The organism is Symbiobacterium ostreiconchae (assembly GCF_055396975.1).
Genome location: NZ_AP042454.1, coordinates 367,052 through 391,348, shown reverse-complemented (window position 1 = coordinate 391,348; position 24,297 = coordinate 367,052). Strand labels below are relative to the sequence as shown.

The following is a 24,297-nucleotide window of genomic DNA, read 5'->3' as shown; positions in this document are numbered from 1 at the left end:
GCCGGAAGTTTCTATCCGTAAGCGCTATGCGAGGTTTACAGGGAAGCGCCCTGCCGGGGCGGAAGTGGTCGTCGGAAAACAGACGCTGCCCCCCGGAGGCGATGGAGTCATGCCAGGCAAGACCATCGGGATACTCGGCGGAATGGGACCCGAGGCCACGGCCGACCTCTTCCTGAAGATTATCCGGTCCACACCCGCCCGCACGGACCAGGACCACATCCGCGTCGTCATCGACAGCAACCCTGCCATCCCCGACCGCACGGCTGCCATCCTGGGAAGCGGGCCCGATCCCGTTCCACTGCTCACCCGCACCGCGCGGCTGCTGGAGCAGTGGGGCGTCGACCTGATCGTGATTCCCTGCAACACCGCCCACTACTTCTACGACGAGGTGCAGGCCAGCGTGCGCGTGCCGGTGCTGCACATCATGAAGGAGACGGCCGCCTACCTGCGGGAGCGGTACCCCGCGCTGCGGGACGTCGGGCTGCTCGCCACCACCGGCACCGTCCGCACCGGCCTGTACCAGCGCTTTCTCGCCGAGCACGCGCTGAACACGCTGCTCCCGGACGATGAGGGCCAGCAGGTGGTCATGGACTGCATCTACGGCGAACAAGGGGTGAAGGCCGGCCACACCGGACCCGAGGTGACGGCGCGCCTGGCCGGGGTCGCGGCTTCGCTCATCGCCCGGGGCGCAGGCGCGGTGATCGCCGGCTGCACGGAGCTGCCTCTCGTGCTGCGTGAGGGCGACCTGCCGGTGCCGGTCATCGACCCCACCCGCATCCTGGCGGAAGCCGCGGTCCGGGCCGCGCTGGCCGAAGGTTGAACCGTCTCATGACAAACCCTCTGGAGAGACCGGCGCCGGTCTCCCCAGAGGGTTGTGCTTTCGGCCCGCGGCACTACGCCGTGACCGGCTTGTAGAAGCCGCTCTCGGCCAGGTCCGTGACGACCGCCTGAAGGCCGGCGGCCTCCACGGCCCGCCGCCCCCGCTCCGTGGTGATGAACCGGGTCGAGCGGCCCAGCACGACCCCGTGGTGGGCGACGACCTGCCCCGCCGCGATGGTGGTGCGCACCTCTGCGGCCGCGGCGTCGACCACGGCGATGTCGGCGTCGGCGCCTTCGCCCAGGTGGCCCTTGCCGGGGAGTCCCAGCAGGCGGGCCGGCACGGTGCAGGCCTTCAGCACGAACTCCGCCAGCGTCAGCACTTCCAGCTCGACCAGCCGGAGGCCGGCAGAGACCGTGAAATTGCGCGGGATGCCGCCGCCGTCGGTGGCCAGGGCGTCCACCACGAAGCGGCCGCCGGGCTTCTTGGCTGCGGCCAGCATGAGCCGGGGCAGCGGGGGGTTGACGGGAAAGCTGATGCCCACGTTGGTGCCTGCCGCTTCCCACACCACGACGGCCTCGGGGCCGGTGCGCAGCACCGCCCGGTCGCCCTCGATCACGTTGACCCGGCCGAACCCCTCCAGAATGGCCCGGCGCAGTCCCTCCTCGGTGGCCGGGTAGCCGCCCTGCTGCAGGCAGGCGCGCGTGCGGTCGCTCTCGGGGATGCCATCCTTGCAGATGCCCGACGTGCCGTTGATCACCGCCAGGTACGACTCGGTGACCAGGTTGTCGGCCTCGGTGAGCCATTCGATGGCCTGGAGAGCCTCCAGCTGGGGCTCCTTCACCGTCCCGCGGCAGTAGCTGTTGATGTGGGCGATGTGGAGGTGATTGTCGCCCTTCAGGTCCAGCGCCTCCCGGAGGCCGGTCAGGTCGCTGCGGCTCTCGGTGCTGCCGCAGTGGATCGCGACCCAGCCGCCCAGCCGGTTGGCGATTTCGAAGACACGGCCGGTGGCCTCGGGCGTCAGGGGGTAGTGGCCGCCCATGATCTTGACCCCCAGGGCCCCCCGGTCCATGGCGGCGGCGATGCCGTCCTGCAGCTCACCGGGCGAGGGATCCGCACTCTGCACCATTTCGCCCGGCTTCACCCGATTGAGGCAGGCCAGATGGATGCCGGCCCCGTGATCCCGGGCGATGGCCAGCACGTCGTCGATCGGGCCGGCCATGTCCAGGGCGGTGGTCACCCCGGCGAGGGCCAGCATGCGGTGGGCGACGCGCCCCTGGAATTCCGAGGAGGCGTGAATGTGGATGTCCACCAGCCCGGGAAGCACCAGCAGGCCGCTGACATCCAGCACCTCCGCAGCCTCGGATCTGGCGATTTCGGGGGCAACCCGCGCGATGGATCCCCGGCGGATGGCGATATCAAACCGTCCACTGCGACCGTTGGCGGGATCGACCAGGTATCCGCCCTTGAGCAGCAGATCGTACACAGCATCCAACCCCCAGTCTGACCATTCTGCTTCCCCACTTCGGGATCCGCATGGCCGATTCCCGCCCTGCGGGCCGCAAAGGGCGCGAAGGTCCAGCAAGATCAGTCCCACGGGAGAGCGCGTAGTTACTTTGCCCCATGTCCGGCCGCGGCGCACCGGCCCGAAGTCGGTCGGCCCGCATCAACGCTCGCCGGCTGGCGAACGATAGGGACAAAGGTGAGCGATGGCCAGTGGAGGGGGATTTCGTACGGTGCGTTCACGGTGGATCGCCATGGTGCTCTGCGCCCTGCTGCTCCACGGCTGCATGGGGCAGCCGCAGCCGCAGCAGTCGCCGGAACCCAGCTCGGAGCAGGTGAGGAAGGCCGTCAGGGAGACCCTGAGCGAGCCGGAGATGAAGGATTTCATCCGCACCCAGGTCCGGGAGCAGGCCGGGGTGGAGATGCTGGAGATGGCCCTGGACACGCAGGAAGGGAAGGACGCGCTGAACGACGCCGTGAAAAGCGCCATCAGCTCGGCCGTCGGTGAGCAGATGATCCAGAAGAAGTTTGTGGAGATGCTGCAGGATCCGATCGTGCAGCATCAGCTGCAGCTGGCCGTCCGCCAGACGCTCCAGGACATCCTCTCGAAGGGGACGCAGGGCGGTCAGCAGGGCGGCGGCCAGCAGGGCGGTGGCCAGGGCGGCGGTCAGCAGGGCGGAGGAGGCGCGGGAGGCGGCGGTGGCGGCGGCGGAGCAGGTGGCGGCGGCAGCTAGTCGCCTCCCCGTCGCCGCAGGCGTGCACACACAGAGGCCCCCGGCCGCAGGGACGGCCGGGGGCTGGTGCGCGCCCGCATCAGGACGCCTTTTCCTCGATTCCGGGATAGGAGGAGACGGGCCGCGCCCCGTAGGCCGCCAGCACTCGCCGCCGGTAGGGGTTGGATGCCCACCCTTCGGCCGCCCTGGGGCCGCCGTTGTACACGCTGAGGGCGACATCCACGGAGCCGTACTCCCGGATGAGCGCGGCCAGGTAGAAGGTGCCCATCTCCACCGAGGTGGCGGGATCGCTCAGGTCATAGGTCTCCAGCCCCATCACGCCGGCCAGCCACTCGCCGGTGGAGGGCAGGATCTGCATGAGGCCGCGTTCGCCGTGGGCGCCCACGGCGTCGGGATCCCAGCGGGTCTCCACGGTGATGATGGCCGCGATCAGCCGGGGGTCGACCCCGTGCCTGTCCGCGACCTCCACCACCAGGGGCCGGTACTTCTCCGGCGCCAGGTCCGCGATGTGCTCGGTGAGCGCCTGCAGGCGAGCCCGCTCGAGCTCTTCCGGGTCAGGAGGCAGTTCAGCAGCCGGGTTGAGTTCAGGCTCCGGCTGAACCGGTTCGGCGTCTTCGGCAGGGGCGGCAGCCGTTCCCGGGAACATGGCGGGCACGGCCGCAAGCCCCAGCGCCAGCGCTGCCCAGAGGCCGCGGCGCCGGCGGAGCAGTAGAAGCACAGTGGGTTCCTCCTTCAGACCGCATGCGGTCTAAATGTCGAAATAGTTAGAACTATCGTGTGTTCCGGTATGGCAACGGAACCCACTTTACCAGCATTGCCATCGGACTGTCAACCCTTTGTGCCAGGTATTGGAAGTGCCTGCGATGGGACCGGCGCAAGTGCGGGGAGGAAGGAGGAGCGGCCGGCCGGCGAGAAATCCCCCTGACGTGAGGAAGGTGACCCGCGAACATGCTTGATCCCTCGTTGGTTCCGGAATACCAGCGCCTGCGGGACGCGGTGCGCAGCAAGCTGCTCGCCGGCCTCAACGAGCAGCAGCGGGAGGCGGTGCTGCACGGCCGGGGGCCGCTGCTCATCCTGGCCGGCGCCGGCAGCGGCAAGACCCGGGTGATCGCCCACCGCATCGCCCATCTGATCCTGTTCGGTCCGGACTACGATCCCGGCGCGCCGCCTCCGCCCGACGTGACGGCGGAGGACCTGGAGGACCTCCGGGCCGCGGCTGAAGCGCCGGGACCCGTCGACACCGCCGCCATCGCCCACCTGCTGGGCGGCGGGGTGGACCCCTGGCGGATCCTGGCCATCACCTTTACCAACAAGGCCGCGAATGAGATGCGGGAGCGGGTGGAGCAGCTGGTCGGTCCCAAGGCCCGCGACGTGTGGGCCGCCACCTTCCACTCCACCTGCGTCCGCATGCTCCGGCGCGATATCGAGCGGCTGGGCTACGGCCGCAACTTCGTCATCCTCGATGCCGAGGACCAGCAGGCGGTCATCAAGGACTGCCTGAAGCGGCTGGGCCTCTCCGACCGGCAGTTCCAGCCCGGGGCAGTGCTGGGCACCATCTCCGGCGCCAAGAACGCGATGCTGGACCCCCGCCAGTTCGCCGCCCGCGCCGGCGACTACTGGCGGCAGCAGGTCGCCAAGGTGTACACGCTCTACCAGGACCAGCTCCGGTCCAACAACGCGCTGGACTTCGACGACCTGCTGCTGAAGGCCGTCGAGCTCCTGGAGCGGTTTGACGACATCCGCGAGCACTACCAGCGCAAGTTCGAGTTCATCCTGGTGGACGAGTACCAGGACACCAACCACGTGCAGAACCGGTGGGTTTTTCTGCTGGCCGGCGAGAAGCAGAACCTGGCCGTCGTCGGCGACGACGATCAGGGCATCTACTCGTGGCGGGGGGCCGACATCAGCAACATCCTCGAGTTCGAGGCCCAGTTCCCCCGGTGCCGGTCCATCAAGCTGGAGCAGAACTACCGCTCCACGCAGAACATCCTCTCGGCCGCGTATGCGGTCGTGCGCCACAACACCGGACGCAAGGACAAGCGGCTGTGGACGGCGGCCGGCGCCGGCGATCCCGTCTACCACTACACCGCCGCCGACGAGCGGGACGAAGCCGCCTTCGTGGCGCAGCAGGTGGAGCGGCTGGTGGCCGAGGGCCTGCCCGACGGCACGCGCCTGGACTACCAGGACTTCGCCGTGCTGTACCGCACCCACGCCCAGTCCCGCGCGCTGGAGGAAGCCATGGTGCGCCGCTCCATCCCCTACGGGATCTACGGCGGCCTGCGCTTCTTCGAGCGCAAGGAGATCAAGGACGTCCTGGCCTACCTGCGCCTCATCGCCAACCCGGCCGATACCGTGTCGTTCCGCCGGGCGGTGGGGGTGCCCAAGCGGGGCATCGGGCCCGCCACGGTGGACAAGCTGGTCGACTACGCGGAGCAGTGGCAGGTGCCGGTCGCGCTGGCGGCCCTGGACTGCTCGATGGTCCCGGGGCTCTCCGGCGCCTATCAGAAGCGCATGGAGGCGTTCGGCGCGCTCATCGAGGAGCTGACCAACCTGAGCGCCCAGTGCACGGTGGGCCAGCTGATTGACGCCGTGCTGGAGCGCACGGGGATCCTGGAGGAACTCCGGGCCGACACCTCGCTGGAGGCAGCGGCCCGGCTGGAGAACGTCCAGGAGCTGCGGTCGATGGCGGCCGAGTTCGAGCCGCCGGCGGGCGAGGAACTGGATGGCCTCCGGGACCTGGACAGCTTCCTGGCGACGGTGGCCCTGCTGACCGACGCCGACCAGGTGGGCGAGGGACAGAACAAGGTGACCCTGATGACGCTCCACTCGGCCAAGGGGCTGGAGTTCCCGGTGGTCTTCCTGGTCGGTCTGGAGGAGGGGGTCTTCCCCCACAGCCGGGCGCTCACGGACGAGGTGCAGATGGAGGAGGAGCGCCGGCTCTGCTACGTGGGGATGACCCGGGCGCGCCTGCGGCTCTACCTGACCCATGCCGTCAGCCGGAACCTCTGGGGGCAGCAGAACTACAACGCGGCCAGCCGCTTCCTGCAGGAGATCCCGGCGGAACTGGTGGAGGAGCTGATGCCCGGCGGCGGCTTCGGGGCCGGCGCCCGGGACCGCGACCGCGGCCGATGGGCGGACCAGGGCCCGTGGGACCACGGCGGCCCGGCGCGGGCCTCCGGCCGGCGCGCGTGGGATGACGACGACGACTTCTCGCCGGCTATCGGGTCGGCGGGCTGGGGGAAGACCCTGCAGGCCCGCCGGCTCCAGGAGGCCCTGGAGCCGCCTGCGGAAGAGGCGCCCCGGTTCCGGCCCGGCGACCGGGTGCGCCACGACCGGTTTGGCGAGGGCGTGGTGAAGGCCGTGATCGGTGACACCGTGACCGTGCAGTTCGCCGGGGCGGCGGGCCAGCGGGTGCTGGTGGCCAGCTACCTGCGGCCGGCCGCCGATGCGGAGTGACAGGTGGAGGGAAGCAGGATGGATCGTGCCTGGGCGGAGCAGCGGATGGCGGAGCTGACCGAGACGATCCGCTACCATGAGTACCTGTATTATGTAAAGAATGAACCGGAGATCAGCGACGCCGCCTTCGACGAGCTCATGGAGGAGCTGAAGCGGCTGGAGGCGGCCTTTCCGGACCTCCGGCGGCCCGACTCGCCCACGCAGCGGGTGGGCGGCGCCGCCGCGCCGGACTTCGCCAAAGTGCCCCACCAGCCCCCCATGTACTCGCTGGACAACGCCTTCAGCGAGGAGGACCTGCGGGACTTTGACCGCCGGGTGCGGGAGGGGCTGGGCGGCGAGCCGGTGGCGTACGTCTGCGAGCTGAAGATCGACGGGCTGTCGATCTCGCTGCGCTACGAGGACGGGCTCTTCGTGCAGGGCGCGACCCGGGGCGACGGGGAGACCGGCGAGGACGTCACCGAGAACCTGCGCACCATCGGCTCCATCCCGCTCAGGCTGGACGGGTCCGAAGCTCCGGTCCCGCCCCGGCTCATCGTGCGGGGCGAGGTCTACATGACCAAGCAGGTGCTGGAGGAGCTGAACGCCGCCCTGGCCGCAGCGGGCAAGCCGCTGCTGCAGAACCCCCGCAACGCCGCCGCCGGCGGCCTCCGGCAGAAGGATCCCCGCAAGACCCGGGAGCGGCGGCTCGACGCTTTCCTTTACCAGGTGGCGGACGCGGAGGCGCTGGGAATCACCGATCACTGGTCCGCGCTGGAGCGGCTCGCGGCCTGGCGGTTCAAGGTGAACCCCCACCGGCTCCTGGCCCGGTCGATCGACGAGGTCATCGAGTGGGTCGCGGGCTGGCGGGAGCGGCGGCACGAGCTGCCGTACGAGATCGACGGCCTGGTCATCAAGGTGAACGACCTCGCCCAGCAGCGGCGGCTGGGCTTCACCTCCAAGTTCCCCCGGTGGGCCGTCGCCTACAAGTTCCCCGCGGAGGAGCGGGAGACCACGGTGGTGGGCATCAGCCTGGAGGTGGGGCGCACCGGCGTGGTGACGCCGTCGGCGGATCTGGCCCCCGTGCGGATCGCTGGCACCACGGTGAAGCGGGCGACGCTGCACAACGAGGACTACATCCGGGAGAAGGACATCCGCATCGGCGACACGGTGATCGTCCGCAAGGCAGGCGAGATCATCCCCGAGGTGGTCCGGGTCGTGCTGGAGAAGCGGCCGGCTGATGCACAGCCCTGGACCTTCCCGAAGACGTGCCCCGCGTGCGGCGCGGAGCTGGTGCGGACCGAGGGGGAGGTGGCGGTGCGCTGCACCAACAACCTCTGCCCCGCCCAGCAGTACCGGGCGATCCTGCACTTCGCTTCGCGGGACGCCATGAACATCGAGGGGCTGGGTGAGGCGCTGGTGCAGTCGCTGCTGGACCACGGCCTCATCGAGGACGCCGCCGACCTCTACCGGCTCCGTGAGAAGCGGGATGCGCTGGTGAACATGGAGCGCATGGGCGAGAAATCGGTGGAGAACCTGCTGGCGGCCATCGACGCCACCCGGCAGAATCCGCTGCACCGGCTGATCTTCGCCCTGGGCATCCGCCATGTGGGCGAGCGGGCCGCGCGGCTGCTGGCCGACCACTTCGGCTCCATGGAGGCCATCGAGCAGGCCAGCCTGGACGAACTGATGGCCATCCCCGGCCTGGGGCCGAAGATCGCCGAGTCGGTCCGGAGCTACTTCGCCTCCCCGCGCTCCCACCAGCTGCTGGCGAAGCTCCGGGCCGCGGGGGTCAACATGCAGGGTCAGAAGAAGGCGGGGGCGGCGGAGGGACCCCTGAGCGGCATGACCGTGGTGGTCACCGGCACGCTCACCCGGTGGGGCCGCAAGGAGGTGGAGGAGCTGATTCAGCAGCTGGGCGGCAAGGCCAGCGGCTCGGTCAGCCGGAAGACGAGCTTCGTCGTCGCGGGGGAGGCGGCGGGCTCCAAGCTGAAGAAGGCTCAGGAACTGGGCATCCCGGTGCTCACCGAAGACGAGTTTTACGAGCGCTACGTGGCCCAGGCGTAGCGCGGGGCTGCCGAAGGCGCAGCCGCAGAGCGGCGCGAGCCCGGCCGGGCCGGGCTCGCGCCGCTTTCTCGAATTCGAGCCAGGATGATGCAGCCGCGGCAGGGAGGAATCCTGCTCTGAGCAAGCGAAAAAATCTAAACCAACCGCCTCGTCATAGCGTCTCATGAACGCAGAGCCGCGAGACGAGGACCCGTGTCGACAACACCCGGCTCCATCGGCGGGTATTGGAGAAGGTAGAAGAGGAGTGAGCCTGTGAGCGAGAAGCTGGTCGAAATCCGTAACCTACAGACCCACTATTTTACCGAAGACGGCGTCGTCAAGGCTGTCGACGGGGTGGATCTTTACATTAAGCGCGGTGAAACCCTGGGCGTAGTGGGTGAATCCGGCTGCGGTAAGAGTGTGACCTCTCTCTCCATCATGCGGCTCATTCCCAATCCGCCCGGCAAGATCGTGGGCGGCGAAATCCTGTTTGAGGGCGAGGATCTGCTGAAGAAGTCCGAGGCCGAGATGCGCAAGATCCGGGGCAACGACATCTCGATGATCTTCCAGGAGCCCATGACCTCGCTCAACCCGGTCTACACCATCGGCGACCAGATCGCGGAGGCCATCGAGCTCCACCAGGGCCTGTCGCACAAGGAGGCGCTCGAGAAGGCGATCGAGATGCTGCGGCTGGTCGGCATCCCGCTTCCGGAGCAGCGGGTGAAGGAGTATCCGCATCAGCTGTCGGGCGGCATGCGCCAGCGCGTCATGATCGCGATGGCCCTCTCCTGCAACCCGAAGCTGCTCATCGCGGACGAGCCCACCACCGCGCTCGACGTGACGATCCAGGCGCAGATCCTGGAGCTCATGAAGAAGCTGAAGAAGGAACTGGGTATGGCGATCATGCTCATCACCCACGACCTGGGCGTCGTGGCCGAGATGTGCGAGCGCGTGGTCGTGATGTACGCGGGCAAGGTGGTGGAGGAGGCCGACGCCGTCTCGCTCTTCAAGAACCCCATCCACCCGTATACAGAGGGTCTGCTGAAGTCCATCCCGCGCCTCGACCAGGAAGTCGAGAAGCTGCACGTGATCGAGGGCGCGGTGCCCAATCCGCTGAACCTGCCCGAAGGCTGCCGGTTCCATCCGCGGTGCCCCGTGGCGACGGATCGGTGCCGCGCCGAACAGCCCACCCTTCAGCAGGTGGCGCCCGGGCGCTACGTTGCCTGCTTCCTCGCCGAAGAACGCACCGCGAAGGGGGTTACGGCCTGATGAGCACTGCCGTTGGTACCAAGGCGCAGCAGCGCGACGTCCTGGTCGATGTGCGCAACCTGAAGAAGTACTACCCGGTCACCGGCGGGAGCATCATCGCCCGCACGGTGGGCTGGGTCAAGGCGGTGGACGGCGTCTCTTTCCAGATCCGCCGCGGCGAGACCATGGGGCTCGTGGGCGAGTCCGGCTGCGGCAAGACCACGCTGGGCAAGGTGCTCCTGCGGCTGCAGGAGCCCACGGAAGGCCAGGTCTACTTTGAGGGCCAGAACATCTACGACCTCAACCGTGAGGAGATGCGCCGCCTCCGTCGTGAGATGCAGATCATCTTCCAGGACCCCTACGCCTCGCTGAACCCCCGCATGACGGTGGGCGACATCATCGGCGAGCCCCTGGAGATTCACGGCGTGGCCAGGGGGCAGGCCAAGACCAAGCGGGTCCACGAGCTGCTGGACGTCGTCGGGCTGGCGTCCTTCCACGCCCGCCGGTACCCTCACGAGTTCTCGGGCGGTCAGCGGCAGCGCATCGGCATCGCCCGCGCCCTGGCGCTCAACCCGAAGCTGATCGTGTGCGACGAGCCCGTCTCGGCCCTGGACGTGTCCATTCAGTCGCAGGTGCTGAACCTGCTGGAGGACCTGCAGAAGGAGTTCGGGCTGACCTATCTCTTCATCGCCCACGGCCTGGCCGTGGTGAAGCACGTCTCCGACCGGGTGGGCGTGATGTACCTGGGCAAGATGATGGAGATCTCGCCGGCGAACGAGCTGTACAGCAATCCGCTGCACCCGTACACCGAGGCGCTCATGTCCGCCATCCCGATTCCGGACCCGACGCTCCGGCGGGAGCGCATCGTGCTGGAGGGTGACGTGCCCTCGCCGGTCAACCCGCCCACGGGCTGCCGGTTCCACACCCGGTGCCGGTACCAGCCGCAGGTCGGCGACATCTGCAAGGAGGAAGAGCCGCCGCTGGTGGACGTGGGCAACGACCACTGGGTCGCCTGCCACATGCGTACGAAGTAACCGGGAGAGAACAGCCCCGCCCACCTCAGGGCGGGGCTTGGCAATGGCGCCGCGAGCAGTCCCTGCCAATCACGTTGCCGGGTTGGGACACCATGTGTTAGAATCAGGTAGTTGCGCACACGCTCCGGCTCAATCGGTTGTGCGAATTACTGGATGGTGGTGATCGACAGTGGCGATTACGCGGGATGAGACTGAGCACGTTGCCCGCCTGGCCCGCCTGAGCCTCACCGAGGAGGAGATTCAGGCCTTCGCGGAACAGCTCAGCCGCATTCTGGAGCATGTGGAGCGCATGAACCAGCTGGACGTGGCGGATGTGCCTCCAACCTATCACGCGGTCACCTTGCAGCATCCCTTCCGGGAGGACAAGCCTCAGCCCTCCCTGGACCGGGACGCGGTTCTGGCGCTGGCCCCGGAGACCGAGGCCGGCTGCTACAAGGTGCCGAAGATTACGGAGGGCTAAAGGATGTCTGGGATCACGCATAAGCTGAGCGCCGCCCGGCTGAACAAGCTCTTTCTGGCCGGTGAGCTGTCGGCGGTGGAGATCGCGGAATCTGCGCTGAACCGCATCGCCCAGGTCGAACCCGCCGTCGGCGCGTTCATCCACGTCGCAAGGGAGCACGTCCTGGAGCGGGCGAAGAAGCTGGACGCCCGGCGCAAGGCCGGCGACGCGGAACTGGGCCCGCTGGCCGGCGTGCCCGTCGCGGTGAAGGACAACATCTGCACCTGCGGGATGGAGACCACCTGCGCCTCCCGCATGCTGAAGGGCTACGTCTCGCCCTATGACGCAACCGTGGTGGAGCGGCTGCGGGCTGCGGGCGCGATGATCATCGGCAAGACGAACATGGACGAGTTCGCCATGGGCTCCTCCGGCGAGACGTCCGCGTTCGGCGTCACCCGCAACCCCTGGGACCTGGAGCGGGTGCCCGGGGGCTCGTCCTCGGGCTCGGCCGCGGCCGTGGCCGCCGGGGAAGCCCCGCTGGCGCTGGGTACCGACACGGGCGGCTCCATCCGACAGCCGGCCGCCTTCACCGGCATCGTCGGTCTGAAGCCGACCTACGGCTACGTCAGCCGCTACGGGGTGGTCGCCTTCGCCTCGTCGCTGGACCAGGTCGGTCCCATGGGCCGGGACGTCGAGGACGTCGCCCGTCTCTTCGAGGTGATCGCCGGGCCCGACCGGCGCGACGCGACCAATGCCGGCCGCACCCCCCCGCCGGTGAAGTTCGGCGGCGACCCGTCGCTCGCCGGCCTCCGGCTCGGCGTTCCGAAGGAGCTGTTCGGCGAGGGCATCGACGCCGGGGTGAAGGCCCGCGTCCAGGAGGCCATCGCCCAGCTGGAGGCGCTCGGGGCGGCGGTGGAGGAGTGCTCGCTGCCCTCCACCGAGTACGCCCTGTCGGCGTACTACATCATCGCCGTCGCCGAGGCCTCGTCCAATCTGGCGCGGTTTGACGGCGTGCGCTACGGATACCGCGCCGCCCAGACCGGCGGGCTGCACGACATGTACAGCAAGACCCGGGGCGAGGGCTTCGGCAGCGAAGTGAAGCGCCGCATCATGCTGGGGACCTACATGCTCTCCTCGGGCCACTACGACGACTACTACCGCAAGGCGCAGCAGGTGCGGACCCTGGTCATCCGGGACTTCAACCGGGCCTTTGAGCGGTTTGACGCCCTGGTCACCCCCACCACCCCGTTCACCGCGTGGCGGGTGGGCGAGAAGGTCGCCGATCCGGTGGCCATGTACCTGGGCGACATCTGCACCACTCCCATCAACCTGGCGGGTCTGCCGGCGCTGACCGTCCCCTGCGGCTTCGTGGACGGGCTCCCGGTCGGGATGCAGCTCATCGGCCGCCACTTCATGGATACGCTGCTGCTGCAGATCGCGTGGGCGTACCAGAAGGTGACCAAGCATCACGAGGCCCGCCCGGCCCTGAATGAGGAAGGAGGTCGGTAGCCGTGTCCACCAGGTGGGAAACCGTTATCGGCCTCGAAGTCCACGTGGAGCTGTCGACCGAGACGAAGATCTGGTGCGGCTGCAAGAACGAGTTCGGGGCCGAGCCCAACACCAACGTCTGCCCGGTCTGCCTGGCGCTGCCAGGCGCCCTGCCGGTGCTCAACGCCAAGGCCCTGGAGTACACCATCCGGGCGGGACTGGCCCTCAACTGCAAGATCCAGCGGCACACCAAGTTCGACCGCAAGAACTACTTCTACGCCGACCTCCCGTCGGGCTACCAGATCAGCCAGTTCGACCTGCCGCTGTGCTACGACGGCTACGTCGACATCACCAAGAAGGACGGCACCACCCGGCGGATCCGCATCCAGCGCATCCACCTGGAGACCGACGCGGGCAAGCTGCTGCATGCCGGCGACGATGTGGCGGCGGCGGACTACTCGCTGGTCGACCTCAACCGCGCCGGGGTGCCGCTGATCGAAATCGTCACCGAACCGGACCTGCGCTCGGCCGAGGAGGCCGGCCTCTTCCTGCAGAAGCTGCGCACCATCCTGAAGTACTCCGGCGTCAGCGACGTGAAGATGGAAGAGGGCTCGATGCGCTGCGACGTGAACCTGTCGGTGCGGCCGGCGGGCTCCACTGAGTTCGGGGTGCGGACGGAGCTGAAGAACGTCAACTCCTTCTCCGCGGTCATGCGGGGCATCGAGTATGAGGAGAAGCGGCACATCCGCATCCTGGAGGAGGGCGGCCAACTCGAGCAGGAGACCCGTTCCTGGCGCGATGCCCAGGGGATCTCGGTGCTGCTGCGCTCCAAGGAGGATGCCGAGGATTACCGCTACTTCCCCGAGCCCGATCTGCCGCCGCTGGAGGTGTCGGCCGCGGAGATCGAGCGCATCCGCGCCACCCTGCCGGAGCTGCCCGACGCCCTCATGCAGCGGCTGATGAACGAGTACGGCCTCTCCGCCTACGACGCGTCGGTCATCGTCGCCGAGCGGGAGTACGCCGAGTGGTTCCTGCAGGCGGTGCAGCTGGCCGGCGCCGGCCAGGCCAAGACGGTCGCCAACTGGCAGATCAACGAGCTCTACCGGGTGATGAACGAGAAGGGGCTGGGCCCGGACCAGATTCCCGTCACCCCCGAGCAGCTGGCGGGCATGCTGAAGCTGATCGACAAGGGCACCATCACCGGCAAGATCGCCAAGACCGTCTTCGACAAGATGGTGGAGACCGGCAAGGACGCCGAGACCATCGTGAAAGAAGAGGGGCTCACCCAGGTGGCCGACGAGGGCGAACTGCTGGCCATCGCCCGGGAAGTGGTGGCGGCCAACCCCAAGGTCTTCGAGGACTGGAAGTCCGGGAAGCAGTCGGCCGCCCAGTGGTTCGTGGGTCAGATCATGAAGCGGACCCGCGGCCGGGCCAACCCGCAGCTGGCCCTGAAGCTGGTGACCCAGGCGCTCGAGGAGCAGGCGCAGAAGTAGCCCGGGCGTCCGGAGCGCCCCCCGGGAAGGAAGTCGTCCCCCGCCGTAGGAACTGCGGCGGGGGCGTCTAATTTTTTTGGTATAGCTTGAAGGGAGGCGGGGTCCGTGGACCTGGTAACCGGCGCCACCGGCTTTATCGGCTCACAGCTGGTGCCTTATCTCCTGCAGCAGGGGCGGAAGGTGCGCATCCTGGTTCGTTCCCGTGAGAAGGCGGAGGCGGTCTTCGGCCCGCTCCTCCCGTCGCTGGAGGTGGCCGAGGGCGACCTGGGCGACCCGGCTTCCCTCGCGCGGGCGGCGGCGGGGGCGGAGCGCGTCTACCACCTGGCGTCGCGGATCAACTTCCAGGGGTCGCTGCGCCGGATGCGGGCGATCAACGTCGAGGGCACCCGCCGGCTGCTGGACGCCTGCGCGGCCGCCGGCGTGAAGCGGGTGGTGCACATGTCCTCCATCGCCGCCGGCGGACCGGCGGTCCGGGACGAAAACGGCCGCTACAGGCCGCGCACCGAGGAGGATGTGCCGGCGCCCCTGCCGGACGCGTACGGCATCACCAAGCTGGAGCAGGAGCGGCTGGCACTCTCCTACCGGGACCGGGGGCTGGAGGTGGTGGTGGTCCGGCCCAGCGCCGTCTTCGGCCCGGGGGACCCCGACGGCATGAACACCCTGATCTGGATGGTGAAGACCGGCCGGCTGCCCTTCTACCTGGGCTCCGCCCAGACGGTGGCCAACCTGGTCTTCGTACGGGATGTGGTGCGCGGCACCGCCCTTGCGATGGAGCGGGGACGGGACGGCGAGGTGTACCACCTGGTGGGGCCCAACCTGACCCAGGAGCAGCTGTTCGCCCTGCTGGCGCACGTCTGCGGCGGCCGTCCGCCCCGGTGGGCGATGCCCGTGCCGGTCCTCATGGGCGCGGCCCGTCTGGTCACGGCCGGCGCGCGGCTGGCGTTCCGGCGGCGCTCGCCGGTGCACCCCAACGAGATCCGCAGCTGGACCGCACCGTGGATCGTCAGCGACGAGAAGGCCCGGAAGGAGCTGGGGCTGGTCCCCACCGACACCGCAGCGGCCTTCCGGGAGACGCTGCACTGGCTGCAGGCCTACAAGGCCGGCCAGGCCGAGGCGGGGGCCGCACGCGCAGGCTCGTGAGGCGGCGGAGAGCGCGGCGGCGCCTGCCGCCCGCGTCTGCACGCGTCCGGCCCGGATGTGGTACACTCTGCCTATGAGCACGCAGGAGACGGTGAAGCCCCCGGTCCGTCCGGGGCAGGAGATTGCAGTGACGGTGCACGGCCTCGGCAGCGGCGGCGAGGGCGTGGCCCGCTATGAGGGATTTACGATCTTCGTACCCGGCGGCGCCCCCGGCGACCGCCTGCTGGCGCGCGTGCAGGAGGTGAAGCGGAACTACGCCCGGGCTGCCGTCGTGGCGGTGGAGGCCCCATCCCCGGACCGCGTGGAGCCTGCCTGCCCCGCGGCGGGGGAGTGCGGCGGCTGCCAGCTGCAGCACATCGCTTACGAGGCGCAGCTCAGGCTGAAGCGGCAGCAGGTGGTCGACGCCCTGGAGCGGCTGGGGAAGCTGACCGGGGTGACGGTCCATCCGACCCTGGGGATGGCGGAGCCCTGGGGCTACCGGAACAAGGCGCAGTTTCCGGTGGGCTGGCGCTCGGGCCGGGTGATCGCCGGCTTCTTCGCCCCGGGGACCCACCGGATCATCGATATCGAGCGGTGCGCCATCCAGCATCCGCTGGCCAACCGGATCATGGCCGAGGTGAAGGAGCTCGCCCGGCGCTACGGCGTGCGCATCTACGACGAGCGCAGCCACACGGGGGTGCTGCGCCACGTGCTGGCCCGGGTGGGGCGGGGTACCGGCGAGGCGATGGCGGTGCTGGTGACCAACGGGCCCCGCTTTCCCCACGGCAAGGAGATCGCCCGGGAGCTGATGGCCCGCATCCCTGAGCTGGTCAGCGTGGTGCAGAACATCAACCCGGCCCGCACCAACGTGGTGCTGGGCCGGGAGAGCCGCGTGCTCGCGGGGCGGGATGCGATCACCGACTACATCGGCGACCTGCAGTTCAGCATCTCGCCGGTCTCCTTCTTCCAGGTGAACCCGGCGCAGACCGAGGTGCTGTACGGCAAGGCCCTGGAGTACGCCGGCCTCACCGGTTCGGAGACGGTGATCGACCTCTACTGCGGCATCGGCACGATCTCGCTGTTCCTGGCGCGCCAGTGCCGGGAGGTCATCGGCATCGAGTGGGTGGAGGAGGCGGTGGCGGACGCCCGGGAGAACGCGGCCCGCAACGGCATCGGGAACGCGCGCTTCATCGCCGGCGACGCGGCGGTGGAGATGCCCCGGCTGGTGGACGAGGGGGTGCGGGCGGACGTGATCGTGCTGGACCCGCCCCGCAAGGGCTGCGACGAGCCGGTGCTGGAGGCGATCGCACAGGTGGCGCCGCGGCGGGTGGTCTACGTGTCGTGCAATCCCGCCAGCCTGGCCCGGGACCTGGGCCGGCTGGCGGAGATGGGGTACCGCACCGCCGAGGTGCAGCCGGTGGATATGTTCCCGCACACGGCGCACGTGGAGTGCGTCGCGCGGGTGGAGCCAACCCGTCTCATCTGAGAGCAAAGTACCCGGCGAAGATCACCAGGTTTTCACGGATCTGCCAAACGTTCGCCAGCACCAGAGAGACAGCCCGATAAGCAGATCCTTCCGATGCCTCCGCTTGCGCCATGATCTCTGCGGGGGCTTCCGTTACGTCGATCGGTCTCGGTCCCGTCCCGTCAGTCGATGTGGGAAGCCATCCCCAGAGCCGAGGCGATTGTCAGAAAAACACTGGCGAGATCAACTGGCAGCTCGATCCGGTATTCGACGGAGCCGAACGCGTGGATACGCGACTCCGAGGCCTGCCCGTTCCGTTCACCCGCGCGCTGCGCCGCCCCGCCGGTCAGGTAGCCCGCTCTGGCTCCTCAGCAGCGCCAGCGGGTAGAAGGTTCCCCGCCAGGCGATGCCGCCCCGGCGCAGGGTGAGGCAGGTGGCGCGGGCGATGGCATAGGCAAAGAGGAGCGCGGCAACGGGGTACGCGAGGGCGAGCTGGTACATCCGGGGCGCATCCGCTCGGTTTGTCAGGACGTAGAGCGCCAGCTGCAGCAGGATAGACCCGGCGTAGAGGGCGAGGGTCCAGCCCTCGGTGAGGAAGAGGGCCACGTACGGCCAGACCATGATCGCCAGGATGCCCACCACGGAGGCGAAGGCCGTGCCGAGGTTGTACTCCATGCCTGCGAAGGCGTTCTTCTCCAGCCCGCGTATCGCCTCCGACAGCGAGGTGTACCACTCGACGGAGACCAGCCCCCGGCCCATGGCCACGCGGGACGAGTGCCCCATCCGCTTCAGCCGCTGCCCCAGGCGCAGATCGTCATCGGGCCGGAGCGAGATCGCCCGGTGCGTGCCAATCGCTTCGTAGGCCGTCCGCCGGATCATGTTGAAGGCGCCGATCCCCGTCCCGACCTTCGAGCGCGGGTCATTGGCCCGATACGGGGTTTTGTAGGCGAGGAAGGCCATGACGAAGAAGGCGACCCAGGCCTCCAGCCAGTAACCCCGGACCGTCAGATCAGGGGCGAGGGTCAGATGGTCGAGCCGGCGCTGCTCCATAAAGGCGACCGCCCGCCTGACGGTGGTCGGGTCATAGTGGACGTCGGCGTCGGTGAAGAGGAGGATCTCGCCCGAGGCGTCCCGGGCTCCTACCCAGAGGGCGTGATTCTTCCCCAGCCATCCCTCGGGGAGGCGGTCGATGTGGACCACGGTCACCTGCGGAAACTCCCTGGCAAGCCGGTCCATGATCGCGCCGGTCTCATCGGTGGAGCGGTCGTTGACCAGCACCACCTCCAGATTCGGGTAGTCCTGCCGGAGCAGGGAGCGGACGGCGCTCTCGATCGACCGGGCCTCGTTGCATGCCGGAACGATCGCAGATACCCGGGGCGGCGGGTTGGATCCGAGGGAGGCGTTCGGGGGCACCTCGCGGGCCAGGCTGGGCACCGCTCGGATGGCGTAAAGCCCTTCCAGAAGCTTGGCCAGGCTGGCGCCGAAGATGAGGACGGCCAGCCAGAAGAACAGCGACTGCATCTGTGAGGTCACCTCGGTCGATCGGGCTTGCCGCCCTGCATCCGCCGAAACTCCAGCAAGGGCTGAAGCGCGCGGAGCCGCTCCGGTTCCAGGAGCGACCAGTCGATTTCGGTGGGCTGCGGGTGAGCCCGCCGGACGGCGATGGTTCGGGTGGGGGTGACGATGTAGTCCACCGAGATGTCATGCGGGTCCCACGGAAGCGCCACCCCGAGCGGGTGGTCCGGCGCATCCACCACCTGCAGGTCGTGGACGGCGGTCACCACCGGGGTGTCGGGCCGGAGCTTTCCCAGCCGGCAGAGCAGGGCGAACTCCATGTCGCCGTACCCGGCCCCCTTCCCGATCCGCACCCCCGTAGACTGGCTGACGGCCACCGTCCCGGCGACGACGAGATCGATCGGGTCGATCTCCTCCAGCCGCACCTCCCGGCCGAAGCGCCGGAAGTTGGACAGGCTGGTCGCCTCCCGCTCCCGTCCGGGTTCCACGCCCTCAAGGACGACGAAGCCGCCCGTCAGCCGCGGCGTCGGCATGTAGAGCTTCTTGCCGTGACGCAGGACCATCGCACGGATGGGATGGAGCGGGGAGTCCGGGCCGACCTTGACCACCCTGGCCCGCTGGTAGACCTCCAGCTCCCGCAGGCGCGCCGCGGCGGCCGCGCTGCCCACGAAGTTCGGGATCCGCCCGTGAACCGGCTTCGGAAAGGCGGTCTGGCCGCGACGGGTCAGCTCATCCCACACCCACTGGCGGATCTGTCCTTTGTCCATCCTGGCACCTCCCTTCTGCTGACCGCCGCCCCCGCGAACCGATCGTCAAGAGTGTTCCGCTTTGCCGGCGGCTTTCCTCCAGCCCAGACGGGGATGGCAGGCTGGACGGGCGGCTCCGGCCGGGCTCGAGGCACTGGGAATGGGCCCGGCCGTAGACGAAGCCGGTCCCGATCCGGTGCTGGACGACCCGACTCCCCTGCTGCAGGTCCTGGCGCAAGCCGAGTGGCGCCCCGCGCCGGGTGACCTGACGGGCATCCGCCTGGACCTCGTGTGGGAGTCGGGCTGGTGGCGTGAACCCACGCTCTATGTCCCCTCGCGGGGCGGTGAGGATTCCCTCCTCGTGGTGAAACAGTCCTTCCTGGCCGGGCGGGCGACCCGGCGAGCGGCGAGTGATGAACGGGAGGCTGCTGCTCCATACTGGTTCCATCAGACGCCCTCAGGAGGAAGATCCATGAACGAGCTGTTTGTTCCCCGCGTTGGCGGAGTCCTCAGCGCAGACATCGCGGTTCCCGAACACGAGCGAGAGGTTCGTTTCTACTCCCGCGTGCTCCGGACGGGCGAAAACCCGCTCTGGCGGGAAGACCTGATGAACAACCTGGGCCTGCCGATCATCGGCCTGGGGCCGCGGTCCCCTGAGTATGCCGAACTCCCGCTCCAGTGGATGCCCCATATCCAGGTTGCGGACGTCGCTGCCAGCGTGCGCCGCGCGCTGGAGCTGGGCGGGCGTGAGATCATGCACCAGAAGGACGAAAACGGCAACAGCCAGTGGGCCGTGCTGCTGGACCCGAACGGGGCGGCCTTCGGGATGATCCCGGTCGTTCCGCAGGAGGCGATTCCATCGTTTCCCGCGGACGGCGAGGCCGCTTCCGGCGGCGGTGCTGCTCCGGGCGGGGCCGCCGCCGGTGCGGTCGGCCGCATCGCCTGGCTCGACCTGACGGTTCCCGACGCAGGCGCCACCCGTGATTTCTACCGGGAGGTCATCGGCTGGACGGTACAGGACATCCCGATGGAGGACGGCGGCGAGCGCTATGCAGACTACGCCATGCTGGGCGGCGACGGGAAAGCCGCGGCGGGCATCTGCCACGCCCGCGGCGCGAATGCGGACCTGCCGCCGGTCTGGCTGCTCTACCTCACCGTTGGCGACATCGCGGAAAGCCTCCGCCGGGTCGAGGCGGAGGGCGGCAAGGTGATCAAGAAAGTGAAGGACAGGGATGGCGCGTACGTGTACGTGGCCATTCAGGATCCGGTGGGCGTCTACGTGGGGCTCGTGCCGGGATAGGCGGTGATCAGCTTCAGCAGGTTGCCTTTCACTGATTCCACCCGCTCCACCGTCAGGCCCGCCAGGCGGACGTTCTCCACCGTCCGGCGGTTGATGTGGCAGCCGACCAGCCCCGCGATCACGGGGGCCGCCAGGTCCATGAGGGTCCCGACGACGGGCCGGTCGATGCGCACGTGTTCCAGGAGCAGGATGCGCCCGTCGGGTCGGCAGACCCGCGCGGCCTCCCGCAGCGCCGTGATCGGGTCGGGGATGGTGCAGAAGACGTAGCTGGCCACCACCGTGTCGAAGCTGGCGTCGGGGAACGCCAGCTTCTGGGCGTCCATCTCCAGCAGCGTGACGGGCACCCGGCAGGGCCTGGAGCGGGCGCGGTCCAGCATCCGGGGGCTGAGATCAATCCCCACCAGTTCCGTGGTGATCGCCGGGTCGTAGAGCGGCAGGTTCCTGCCCGTGCCGACCCCGATTTCCAGCACATGGCCCTTCGCCTGGCGGATCAGCCGCTCCCGCCACGGGGCCTCTCCGGTCCGCTCCCCCACATCGAACCAGCGGGCGTTCCGGTCGAACTTCCGCCGCACCGCCTCGGTCTCCCGCTCCCGGATCATCCCCTGCTCCTCCTCCTGTGGCAGATACGTACGGCAATTCTACCCCCAGAGGTATCCTTCCTGCCGGGGCAGACCGCGCAAGGGTCCTTTCGCAGTCGGAAGGACCCTTGCGCTTTTCACAGAATTCATCCTTCTGCTATCAGAAACCGCATCGACACGACCTGAAAGGTGGGAGCGGCTTGGGGAGCCTCATGGAACGCGGAATTGCGCTCTGGCGGCGGCACTGGCGGGGGCTCTTTCTGGCCTGCCTGGTGGCGGCAATGGTGCCGGGACTCACCGCCGCTGTGGTGGGCACGGGGCTGGGGATCCTGCCGATGGAGACGTTGGATGGGCTGCGCCTGCTGCTGCCCGGGCAGACTCTGGAGCAACCGGTGGGCCTGGTCCTGGGGGGCGGGCCATCGGGCTGGTGGGTACCCGCCCTGATCTATCTGGCGCTGCTCCTGCTGGGCGCGGCAGGCCTCCTGGGCATCCTGCGGCCCATCGTGCACGACGGGCGACCGCCGAAAATGGCGGACTTCATCGAGGGCATAAGACGGTACACCGGCCGTCTGCTCGTGGTCCGGGTGCTGTGCAGTCTGGTGCTGGCCGCGGGCGGGCTGGTCGCACTCCTGGTGCATGTGCCCGGGGCGGCTACGGCGCGATGCGGATCCTGAACCGGATCGACTGGAATCTGATCCGGCAGAACCCCAAGTTCTTCTGTGGCTTCTCCGACATCACGGCGCTCCACCTGGCCCTGCAGCGGGAGGCCGGCCTGGTCACCTTCCACGGCCCGATGGTCGCCGCCTTCGGCGGTGCCGAAAGGTACAACGCCGCGGGATTGCGCCGGGCGCTGCAGGAGACGGGGCCGCTCGGCGAGGTACCGTGGCCGGACCCGGCGGAGGCGGGCGCGCCCCGTCCTCGGACGATCCGGCCCGGCGTGGCCGAAGGCCGGCTGACCGGGGGGAACCTCACCCTGATCGTCTCGCTGCTGGGCACCCCGTGGGAGCCGGACTTCACCGGGCGGATCGTCCTCCTGGAGGATGTGGACGAGGCCCCGTACCGGATGGATCGGATGCTGGTCCAGCTGCTGCTGGCGGGGAAGCTGCAGCGGGCGGCAGGCATCCTCATCGGCGACTCGCCCACCTGCGTGCAGGAGCCGCCGGACCGGCCCTCGCTGACGCTGCCCGAAGTCCTGGAGGAGCTCCTGGGCCCGCTGGGCATCCCCGTCCTGTACGGCTTCCCGTGCGGACACGGACCCCACCGGGCGACCCTGCCGCTGGGCGTGCGGGCCCGGCTGGATGCGGAGGCCGCCGCGCTGACGATCCTGGAGCCGGCGGTGGAAGCATAGGTCGGGCCTGTCCGGCGGCGGACGGGAGACCGCCGGCGGCCCGGTGAACATAAGCTGGGGGTAAAGCGCTGAAAGGAGTATGGATGTGTACAGTCAGGCGCCATACCCCTATCCCTGGTACGTGATACCGCAGTACGGGTGGCCGGGCGGCCGCGGGACCGGCAGCCCGTGGATCGGCACGCCCCGGTTCGGCAGCCCGTGGGGTGCGCCCGGCCCCGGGCCCGCGATCCGGGATCACGGACCCCGGCCGTATGTCGTGAACATCGCACAGGCGGCCAGGCAGAACCGCAACTTCCGCACCGCGCTCTGGACCGGCGAGCACTTCCAGGTCACCTTGATGAGCATCCCCGTGGGCGAGGACATCGGCCTGGAGGTCCACCCGACGACGGACCAGTTCATCCGGATCGAAGAGGGGCAGGGGCTCGTGCAGATGGGGCCCGGCCGGGACCGCCTGGAGTTTGAGCAGATGGCGTACCCCGGGTCCGCCGTCATGATTCCGGCGGGGATGTGGCATAACCTCACCAACACGGGCAGTCGCCCGCTGAAGGTGTACGTGATCTACGCCCCGCCGGAGCACCCCCGCGGCACCGTCCACCGGACCAAGGCCGATGCCGAGTAGCGGGGAGAGGCCCGAGCCGCGCTGCAGAGGGAACAGGAGTACCTTCCGGGGAGGGAGGTACTCCTTTTTCACGGGGTTCGGCGGGCCGCCCGGCGTGATGGATACCCTCGCGGGGCAGGCAGCCGGTGAGCCGGCTGGACAGTCGACCCGTCGCACCAGGTCTGTTTTCATGCTAAGGTGGAGGTATCAACCGAGATGGCGAGAGTCATCTCGAGAAGGTGGGATGACGAATGAGGAGACTGGCTGCCCGCCTGGCCGCGGGGGTGCTGAGCGCGGTCCTCGTCTGCCTTTGGGCGATGCCGGCGGCCCTGGCCGTAGATCCCTTCACCGACATCGCAGACAGCTACGCCCGCGAGGCGATTCTGGCCCTCCACGCAGAGGGCAAGGTGCAGGGGGTGGGCGACGGGCTGTTCGCGCCCCGGGCACAGATGACCCGCGAGCAGTTTGCGGCGATTCTGGTGCGGGTCATGGGCCTCGACGAGGTTGCCGGCCCCGCACCCTTCACGGACAACGCCGACCCGGCCGCGTGGTACTACGGCGCCGTGAACACCGCGTGGGCGCACGGCCTCATGATCGGGCTCGACGACAGCACCTTCGGGGTGGGCCAGCCTATCAGCCGGGAGCAGGCTGTGGTCACCCTCGTGCGGGTGGCCGGCCTGGAGCCGCAGGTGGACCCCCAGGCCGCGCCCGGCTTTGCCGACGCCCACCAGCTTTCCCCATGGGCCAGGGGCTACGTGGCCCTGGCGCAGGCGAAAGGGCTCATCGTCGGCATGGGCGACAACACCTTCGCAGGCAGCCTGGAGATGACCCGCGAGATGGCCGTCCAGACGCTCTACCGGGCGCTGACCCATCTGGACGAAGGGGCCCGGATGGAAAGGGCGATCGGGCCGCGTGCCGCCGCCGTGCTCCACGCCCTGGAGCAGGCCGACCTGGCGGGCCTTGCCGACCTGGTGCACCCGGTGAAGGGCGTGCGCTTCTCCCCGTATGCGTTCGTGGACGTGGACCGCGACCAGGTCCTCCTGCCGGAGCAGCTGCGGGAACTGGACCCCGCGCAGGTCTTCCTGTGGGGGTACTACGACGGCAGCGGGCACCCTATCGAGATGACTTTTCCGGAGTACCTGCGAAGCGAGTTCGTGTGCGGCCGGGACTACATGAACGCGCCCGAGGTGGCCTTCGACCAGGTGCTGGGCAGGGGCAACACGATCAACAACATCCGTGAGGCGTACCCCGAGGGACACTTTGTCGAGTACCACTTCCCGGGGACGCCGGAGATGGACGGGATGGACTGGTCCAGCCTGCGCCTGGTGTTCGAAGAGGTCGGCGGCCAGTGGTACCTGGTCGGCGTGATCGGTGATCAGTGGACGATTTAGGCG

Annotated in this window: 21 protein-coding genes; 16 read left to right on the top strand and 5 right to left on the bottom strand. The window is 69.0% G+C overall.

Features of this window, described 5'->3' with window-relative positions; translation table 11 throughout:
* Positions 1-109: 109 nt before the first annotated feature.
* Complete coding sequence (gene cuyB / locus ACZ5UM_RS01840) at positions 110-820, top strand: cysteate racemase (protein ID WP_464846652.1); 711 nt, start codon at positions 110-112, stop codon at positions 818-820.
* A 73-nt stretch (positions 821-893) separates the two neighbouring features.
* Here the strand turns inward: cuyB and ACZ5UM_RS01835 are convergent, their stop codons facing one another.
* A complete protein-coding gene (locus tag ACZ5UM_RS01835) occupies positions 894-2,303 on the bottom strand; it encodes an amidohydrolase family protein (protein ID WP_464846651.1) in 1,410 nt (469 codons plus the stop codon).
* 250 nt (positions 2,304-2,553) lie between these two features.
* Here ACZ5UM_RS01835 and ACZ5UM_RS01830 point away from each other — a divergent pair, with 250 nt between their 5' ends.
* The gene (locus ACZ5UM_RS01830; protein ID WP_464846650.1) at positions 2,554-3,054 is read left to right on the top strand and encodes a hypothetical protein; all 501 of its coding nucleotides are present in this window, start codon (positions 2,554-2,556) and stop codon (positions 3,052-3,054) included.
* A 79-nt stretch (positions 3,055-3,133) separates the two neighbouring features.
* Here the strand turns inward: ACZ5UM_RS01830 and ACZ5UM_RS01825 are convergent, their stop codons facing one another.
* On the bottom strand, positions 3,134-3,772 hold the full coding sequence (locus ACZ5UM_RS01825; RefSeq protein ID WP_273381867.1) for a lytic transglycosylase domain-containing protein: 639 nt from the start codon (positions 3,770-3,772) through the stop codon (positions 3,134-3,136).
* Between the two features lie 230 nt (positions 3,773-4,002).
* On the opposite strand from ACZ5UM_RS01825, the gene ACZ5UM_RS01820 reads away from it, so the two are divergent.
* From ACZ5UM_RS01820 to rlmD, 9 genes are all read left to right on the top strand, one after another.
* Complete coding sequence (locus ACZ5UM_RS01820) at positions 4,003-6,510, top strand: ATP-dependent helicase (protein ID WP_464846649.1); 2,508 nt, start codon at positions 4,003-4,005, stop codon at positions 6,508-6,510.
* Positions 6,511-6,528: 18 nt separating this feature from the next.
* The gene (gene ligA, locus ACZ5UM_RS01815) at positions 6,529-8,553 is read left to right on the top strand and encodes an NAD-dependent DNA ligase LigA (RefSeq protein ID WP_464846648.1); all 2,025 of its coding nucleotides are present in this window, start codon (positions 6,529-6,531) and stop codon (positions 8,551-8,553) included.
* A gap of 252 nt (positions 8,554-8,805) precedes the next feature.
* Positions 8,806-9,801, top strand: a complete 996-nt coding sequence (locus ACZ5UM_RS01810) for an ABC transporter ATP-binding protein (RefSeq protein WP_464846647.1) — start codon at positions 8,806-8,808, stop codon at positions 9,799-9,801.
* Positions 9,801-10,814 (top strand): ABC transporter ATP-binding protein, encoded by a 1,014-nt coding sequence (locus ACZ5UM_RS01805; RefSeq protein WP_464846646.1) that lies wholly within the window; start codon positions 9,801-9,803, stop codon positions 10,812-10,814. Before ACZ5UM_RS01810 ends, ACZ5UM_RS01805 begins: the two co-directional genes overlap by 1 nt.
* Positions 10,815-10,983: 169 nt before the next feature.
* Positions 10,984-11,274: an Asp-tRNA(Asn)/Glu-tRNA(Gln) amidotransferase subunit GatC gene (gene gatC / locus ACZ5UM_RS01800; RefSeq protein WP_464846645.1), complete on the top strand. Its 291-nt coding sequence runs from the start codon at positions 10,984-10,986 to the stop codon at positions 11,272-11,274.
* Positions 11,275-11,277: 3 nt separating this feature from the next.
* Complete coding sequence (gatA, locus tag ACZ5UM_RS01795; RefSeq protein WP_464846643.1) at positions 11,278-12,762, top strand: Asp-tRNA(Asn)/Glu-tRNA(Gln) amidotransferase subunit GatA; 1,485 nt, start codon at positions 11,278-11,280, stop codon at positions 12,760-12,762.
* Between the two features lie 2 nt (positions 12,763-12,764).
* Positions 12,765-14,234, top strand: a complete 1,470-nt coding sequence (gene gatB / locus ACZ5UM_RS01790; protein ID WP_464846639.1) for an Asp-tRNA(Asn)/Glu-tRNA(Gln) amidotransferase subunit GatB — start codon at positions 12,765-12,767, stop codon at positions 14,232-14,234.
* Positions 14,235-14,339: 105 nt separating this feature from the next.
* Complete coding sequence (locus ACZ5UM_RS01785) at positions 14,340-15,374, top strand: NAD-dependent epimerase/dehydratase family protein (protein WP_464846637.1); 1,035 nt, start codon at positions 14,340-14,342, stop codon at positions 15,372-15,374.
* Between the two features lie 73 nt (positions 15,375-15,447).
* Positions 15,448-16,839 (top strand): 23S rRNA (uracil(1939)-C(5))-methyltransferase RlmD, encoded by a 1,392-nt coding sequence (gene rlmD / locus ACZ5UM_RS01780; RefSeq protein WP_464846635.1) that lies wholly within the window; start codon positions 15,448-15,450, stop codon positions 16,837-16,839.
* A 297-nt stretch (positions 16,840-17,136) separates the two neighbouring features.
* Here the strand turns inward: rlmD and ACZ5UM_RS01775 are convergent, their stop codons facing one another.
* Positions 17,137-18,339: a glycosyltransferase family 2 protein gene (locus ACZ5UM_RS01775; protein ID WP_464846633.1), complete on the bottom strand. Its 1,203-nt coding sequence runs from the start codon at positions 18,337-18,339 to the stop codon at positions 17,137-17,139.
* Between the two features lie 8 nt (positions 18,340-18,347).
* The gene (locus ACZ5UM_RS01770; protein WP_464846632.1) at positions 18,348-19,100 is read right to left on the bottom strand and encodes a 5-formyltetrahydrofolate cyclo-ligase; all 753 of its coding nucleotides are present in this window, start codon (positions 19,098-19,100) and stop codon (positions 18,348-18,350) included.
* Between the two features lie 139 nt (positions 19,101-19,239).
* Here ACZ5UM_RS01770 and ACZ5UM_RS01765 point away from each other — a divergent pair, with 139 nt between their 5' ends.
* Entirely contained in the window at positions 19,240-20,379 is a 1,140-nt protein-coding gene (locus ACZ5UM_RS01765) for a VOC family protein (protein ID WP_464846631.1), read from the top strand.
* On the opposite strand, the gene ACZ5UM_RS01760 is transcribed toward ACZ5UM_RS01765, so the two are convergent.
* Positions 20,355-20,978, bottom strand: coding sequence for a class I SAM-dependent methyltransferase (locus ACZ5UM_RS01760; RefSeq protein ID WP_464846629.1), 624 nt, complete (start codon positions 20,976-20,978; stop codon positions 20,355-20,357). The two genes, ACZ5UM_RS01765 and ACZ5UM_RS01760, sit on opposite strands and share 25 nt — an antisense overlap.
* A gap of 191 nt (positions 20,979-21,169) precedes the next feature.
* On the opposite strand from ACZ5UM_RS01760, the gene ACZ5UM_RS01755 reads away from it, so the two are divergent.
* The 4 genes from ACZ5UM_RS01755 to ACZ5UM_RS01740 all read left to right on the top strand — a co-directional run bounded on the left by ACZ5UM_RS01755 (position 21,170) and on the right by ACZ5UM_RS01740 (position 24,294).
* Positions 21,170-21,631, top strand: a complete 462-nt coding sequence (locus ACZ5UM_RS01755; protein ID WP_464846627.1) for a hypothetical protein — start codon at positions 21,170-21,172, stop codon at positions 21,629-21,631.
* Complete coding sequence (locus ACZ5UM_RS01750; protein WP_464846625.1) at positions 21,619-22,305, top strand: S66 peptidase family protein; 687 nt, start codon at positions 21,619-21,621, stop codon at positions 22,303-22,305. The genes ACZ5UM_RS01755 and ACZ5UM_RS01750 overlap by 13 nt, the downstream gene beginning before the upstream one ends.
* A gap of 79 nt (positions 22,306-22,384) precedes the next feature.
* Entirely contained in the window at positions 22,385-22,924 is a 540-nt protein-coding gene (locus tag ACZ5UM_RS01745) for a cupin domain-containing protein (RefSeq protein WP_464846624.1), read from the top strand.
* Between the two features lie 230 nt (positions 22,925-23,154).
* Positions 23,155-24,294 (top strand): S-layer homology domain-containing protein, encoded by a 1,140-nt coding sequence (locus ACZ5UM_RS01740; protein WP_464846622.1) that lies wholly within the window; start codon positions 23,155-23,157, stop codon positions 24,292-24,294.
* Positions 24,295-24,297 lie beyond the last annotated feature (3 nt).

Coding starts and splice junctions, on each gene's coding strand:
- cuyB (WP_464846652.1), top strand. CDS start 110: ATGCCAGGCAAGACCATCGGGATACTCGGCGGAATGGGACCCGAGGCC.
- ACZ5UM_RS01820 (WP_464846649.1), top strand. CDS start 4,003: ATGCTTGATCCCTCGTTGGTTCCGGAATACCAGCGCCTGCGGGACGCG.
- ligA (WP_464846648.1), top strand. CDS start 6,529: ATGGATCGTGCCTGGGCGGAGCAGCGGATGGCGGAGCTGACCGAGACG.
- ACZ5UM_RS01805 (WP_464846646.1), top strand. CDS start 9,801: ATGAGCACTGCCGTTGGTACCAAGGCGCAGCAGCGCGACGTCCTGGTC.
- gatA (WP_464846643.1), top strand. CDS start 11,278: ATGTCTGGGATCACGCATAAGCTGAGCGCCGCCCGGCTGAACAAGCTC.
- rlmD (WP_464846635.1), top strand. CDS start 15,448: ATGAGCACGCAGGAGACGGTGAAGCCCCCGGTCCGTCCGGGGCAGGAG.
- ACZ5UM_RS01775 (WP_464846633.1), bottom strand. CDS start 18,339: ATGCAGTCGCTGTTCTTCTGGCTGGCCGTCCTCATCTTCGGCGCCAGC.
- ACZ5UM_RS01770 (WP_464846632.1), bottom strand. CDS start 19,100: ATGGACAAAGGACAGATCCGCCAGTGGGTGTGGGATGAGCTGACCCGT.
- ACZ5UM_RS01765 (WP_464846631.1), top strand. CDS start 19,240: ATGGGCCCGGCCGTAGACGAAGCCGGTCCCGATCCGGTGCTGGACGAC.
- ACZ5UM_RS01760 (WP_464846629.1), bottom strand. CDS start 20,978: ATGATCCGGGAGCGGGAGACCGAGGCGGTGCGGCGGAAGTTCGACCGG.
- ACZ5UM_RS01755 (WP_464846627.1), top strand. CDS start 21,170: ATGGAACGCGGAATTGCGCTCTGGCGGCGGCACTGGCGGGGGCTCTTT.
- ACZ5UM_RS01750 (WP_464846625.1), top strand. CDS start 21,619: ATGCGGATCCTGAACCGGATCGACTGGAATCTGATCCGGCAGAACCCC.
- ACZ5UM_RS01745 (WP_464846624.1), top strand. CDS start 22,385: ATGGATGTGTACAGTCAGGCGCCATACCCCTATCCCTGGTACGTGATA.
- ACZ5UM_RS01740 (WP_464846622.1), top strand. CDS start 23,155: ATGAGGAGACTGGCTGCCCGCCTGGCCGCGGGGGTGCTGAGCGCGGTC.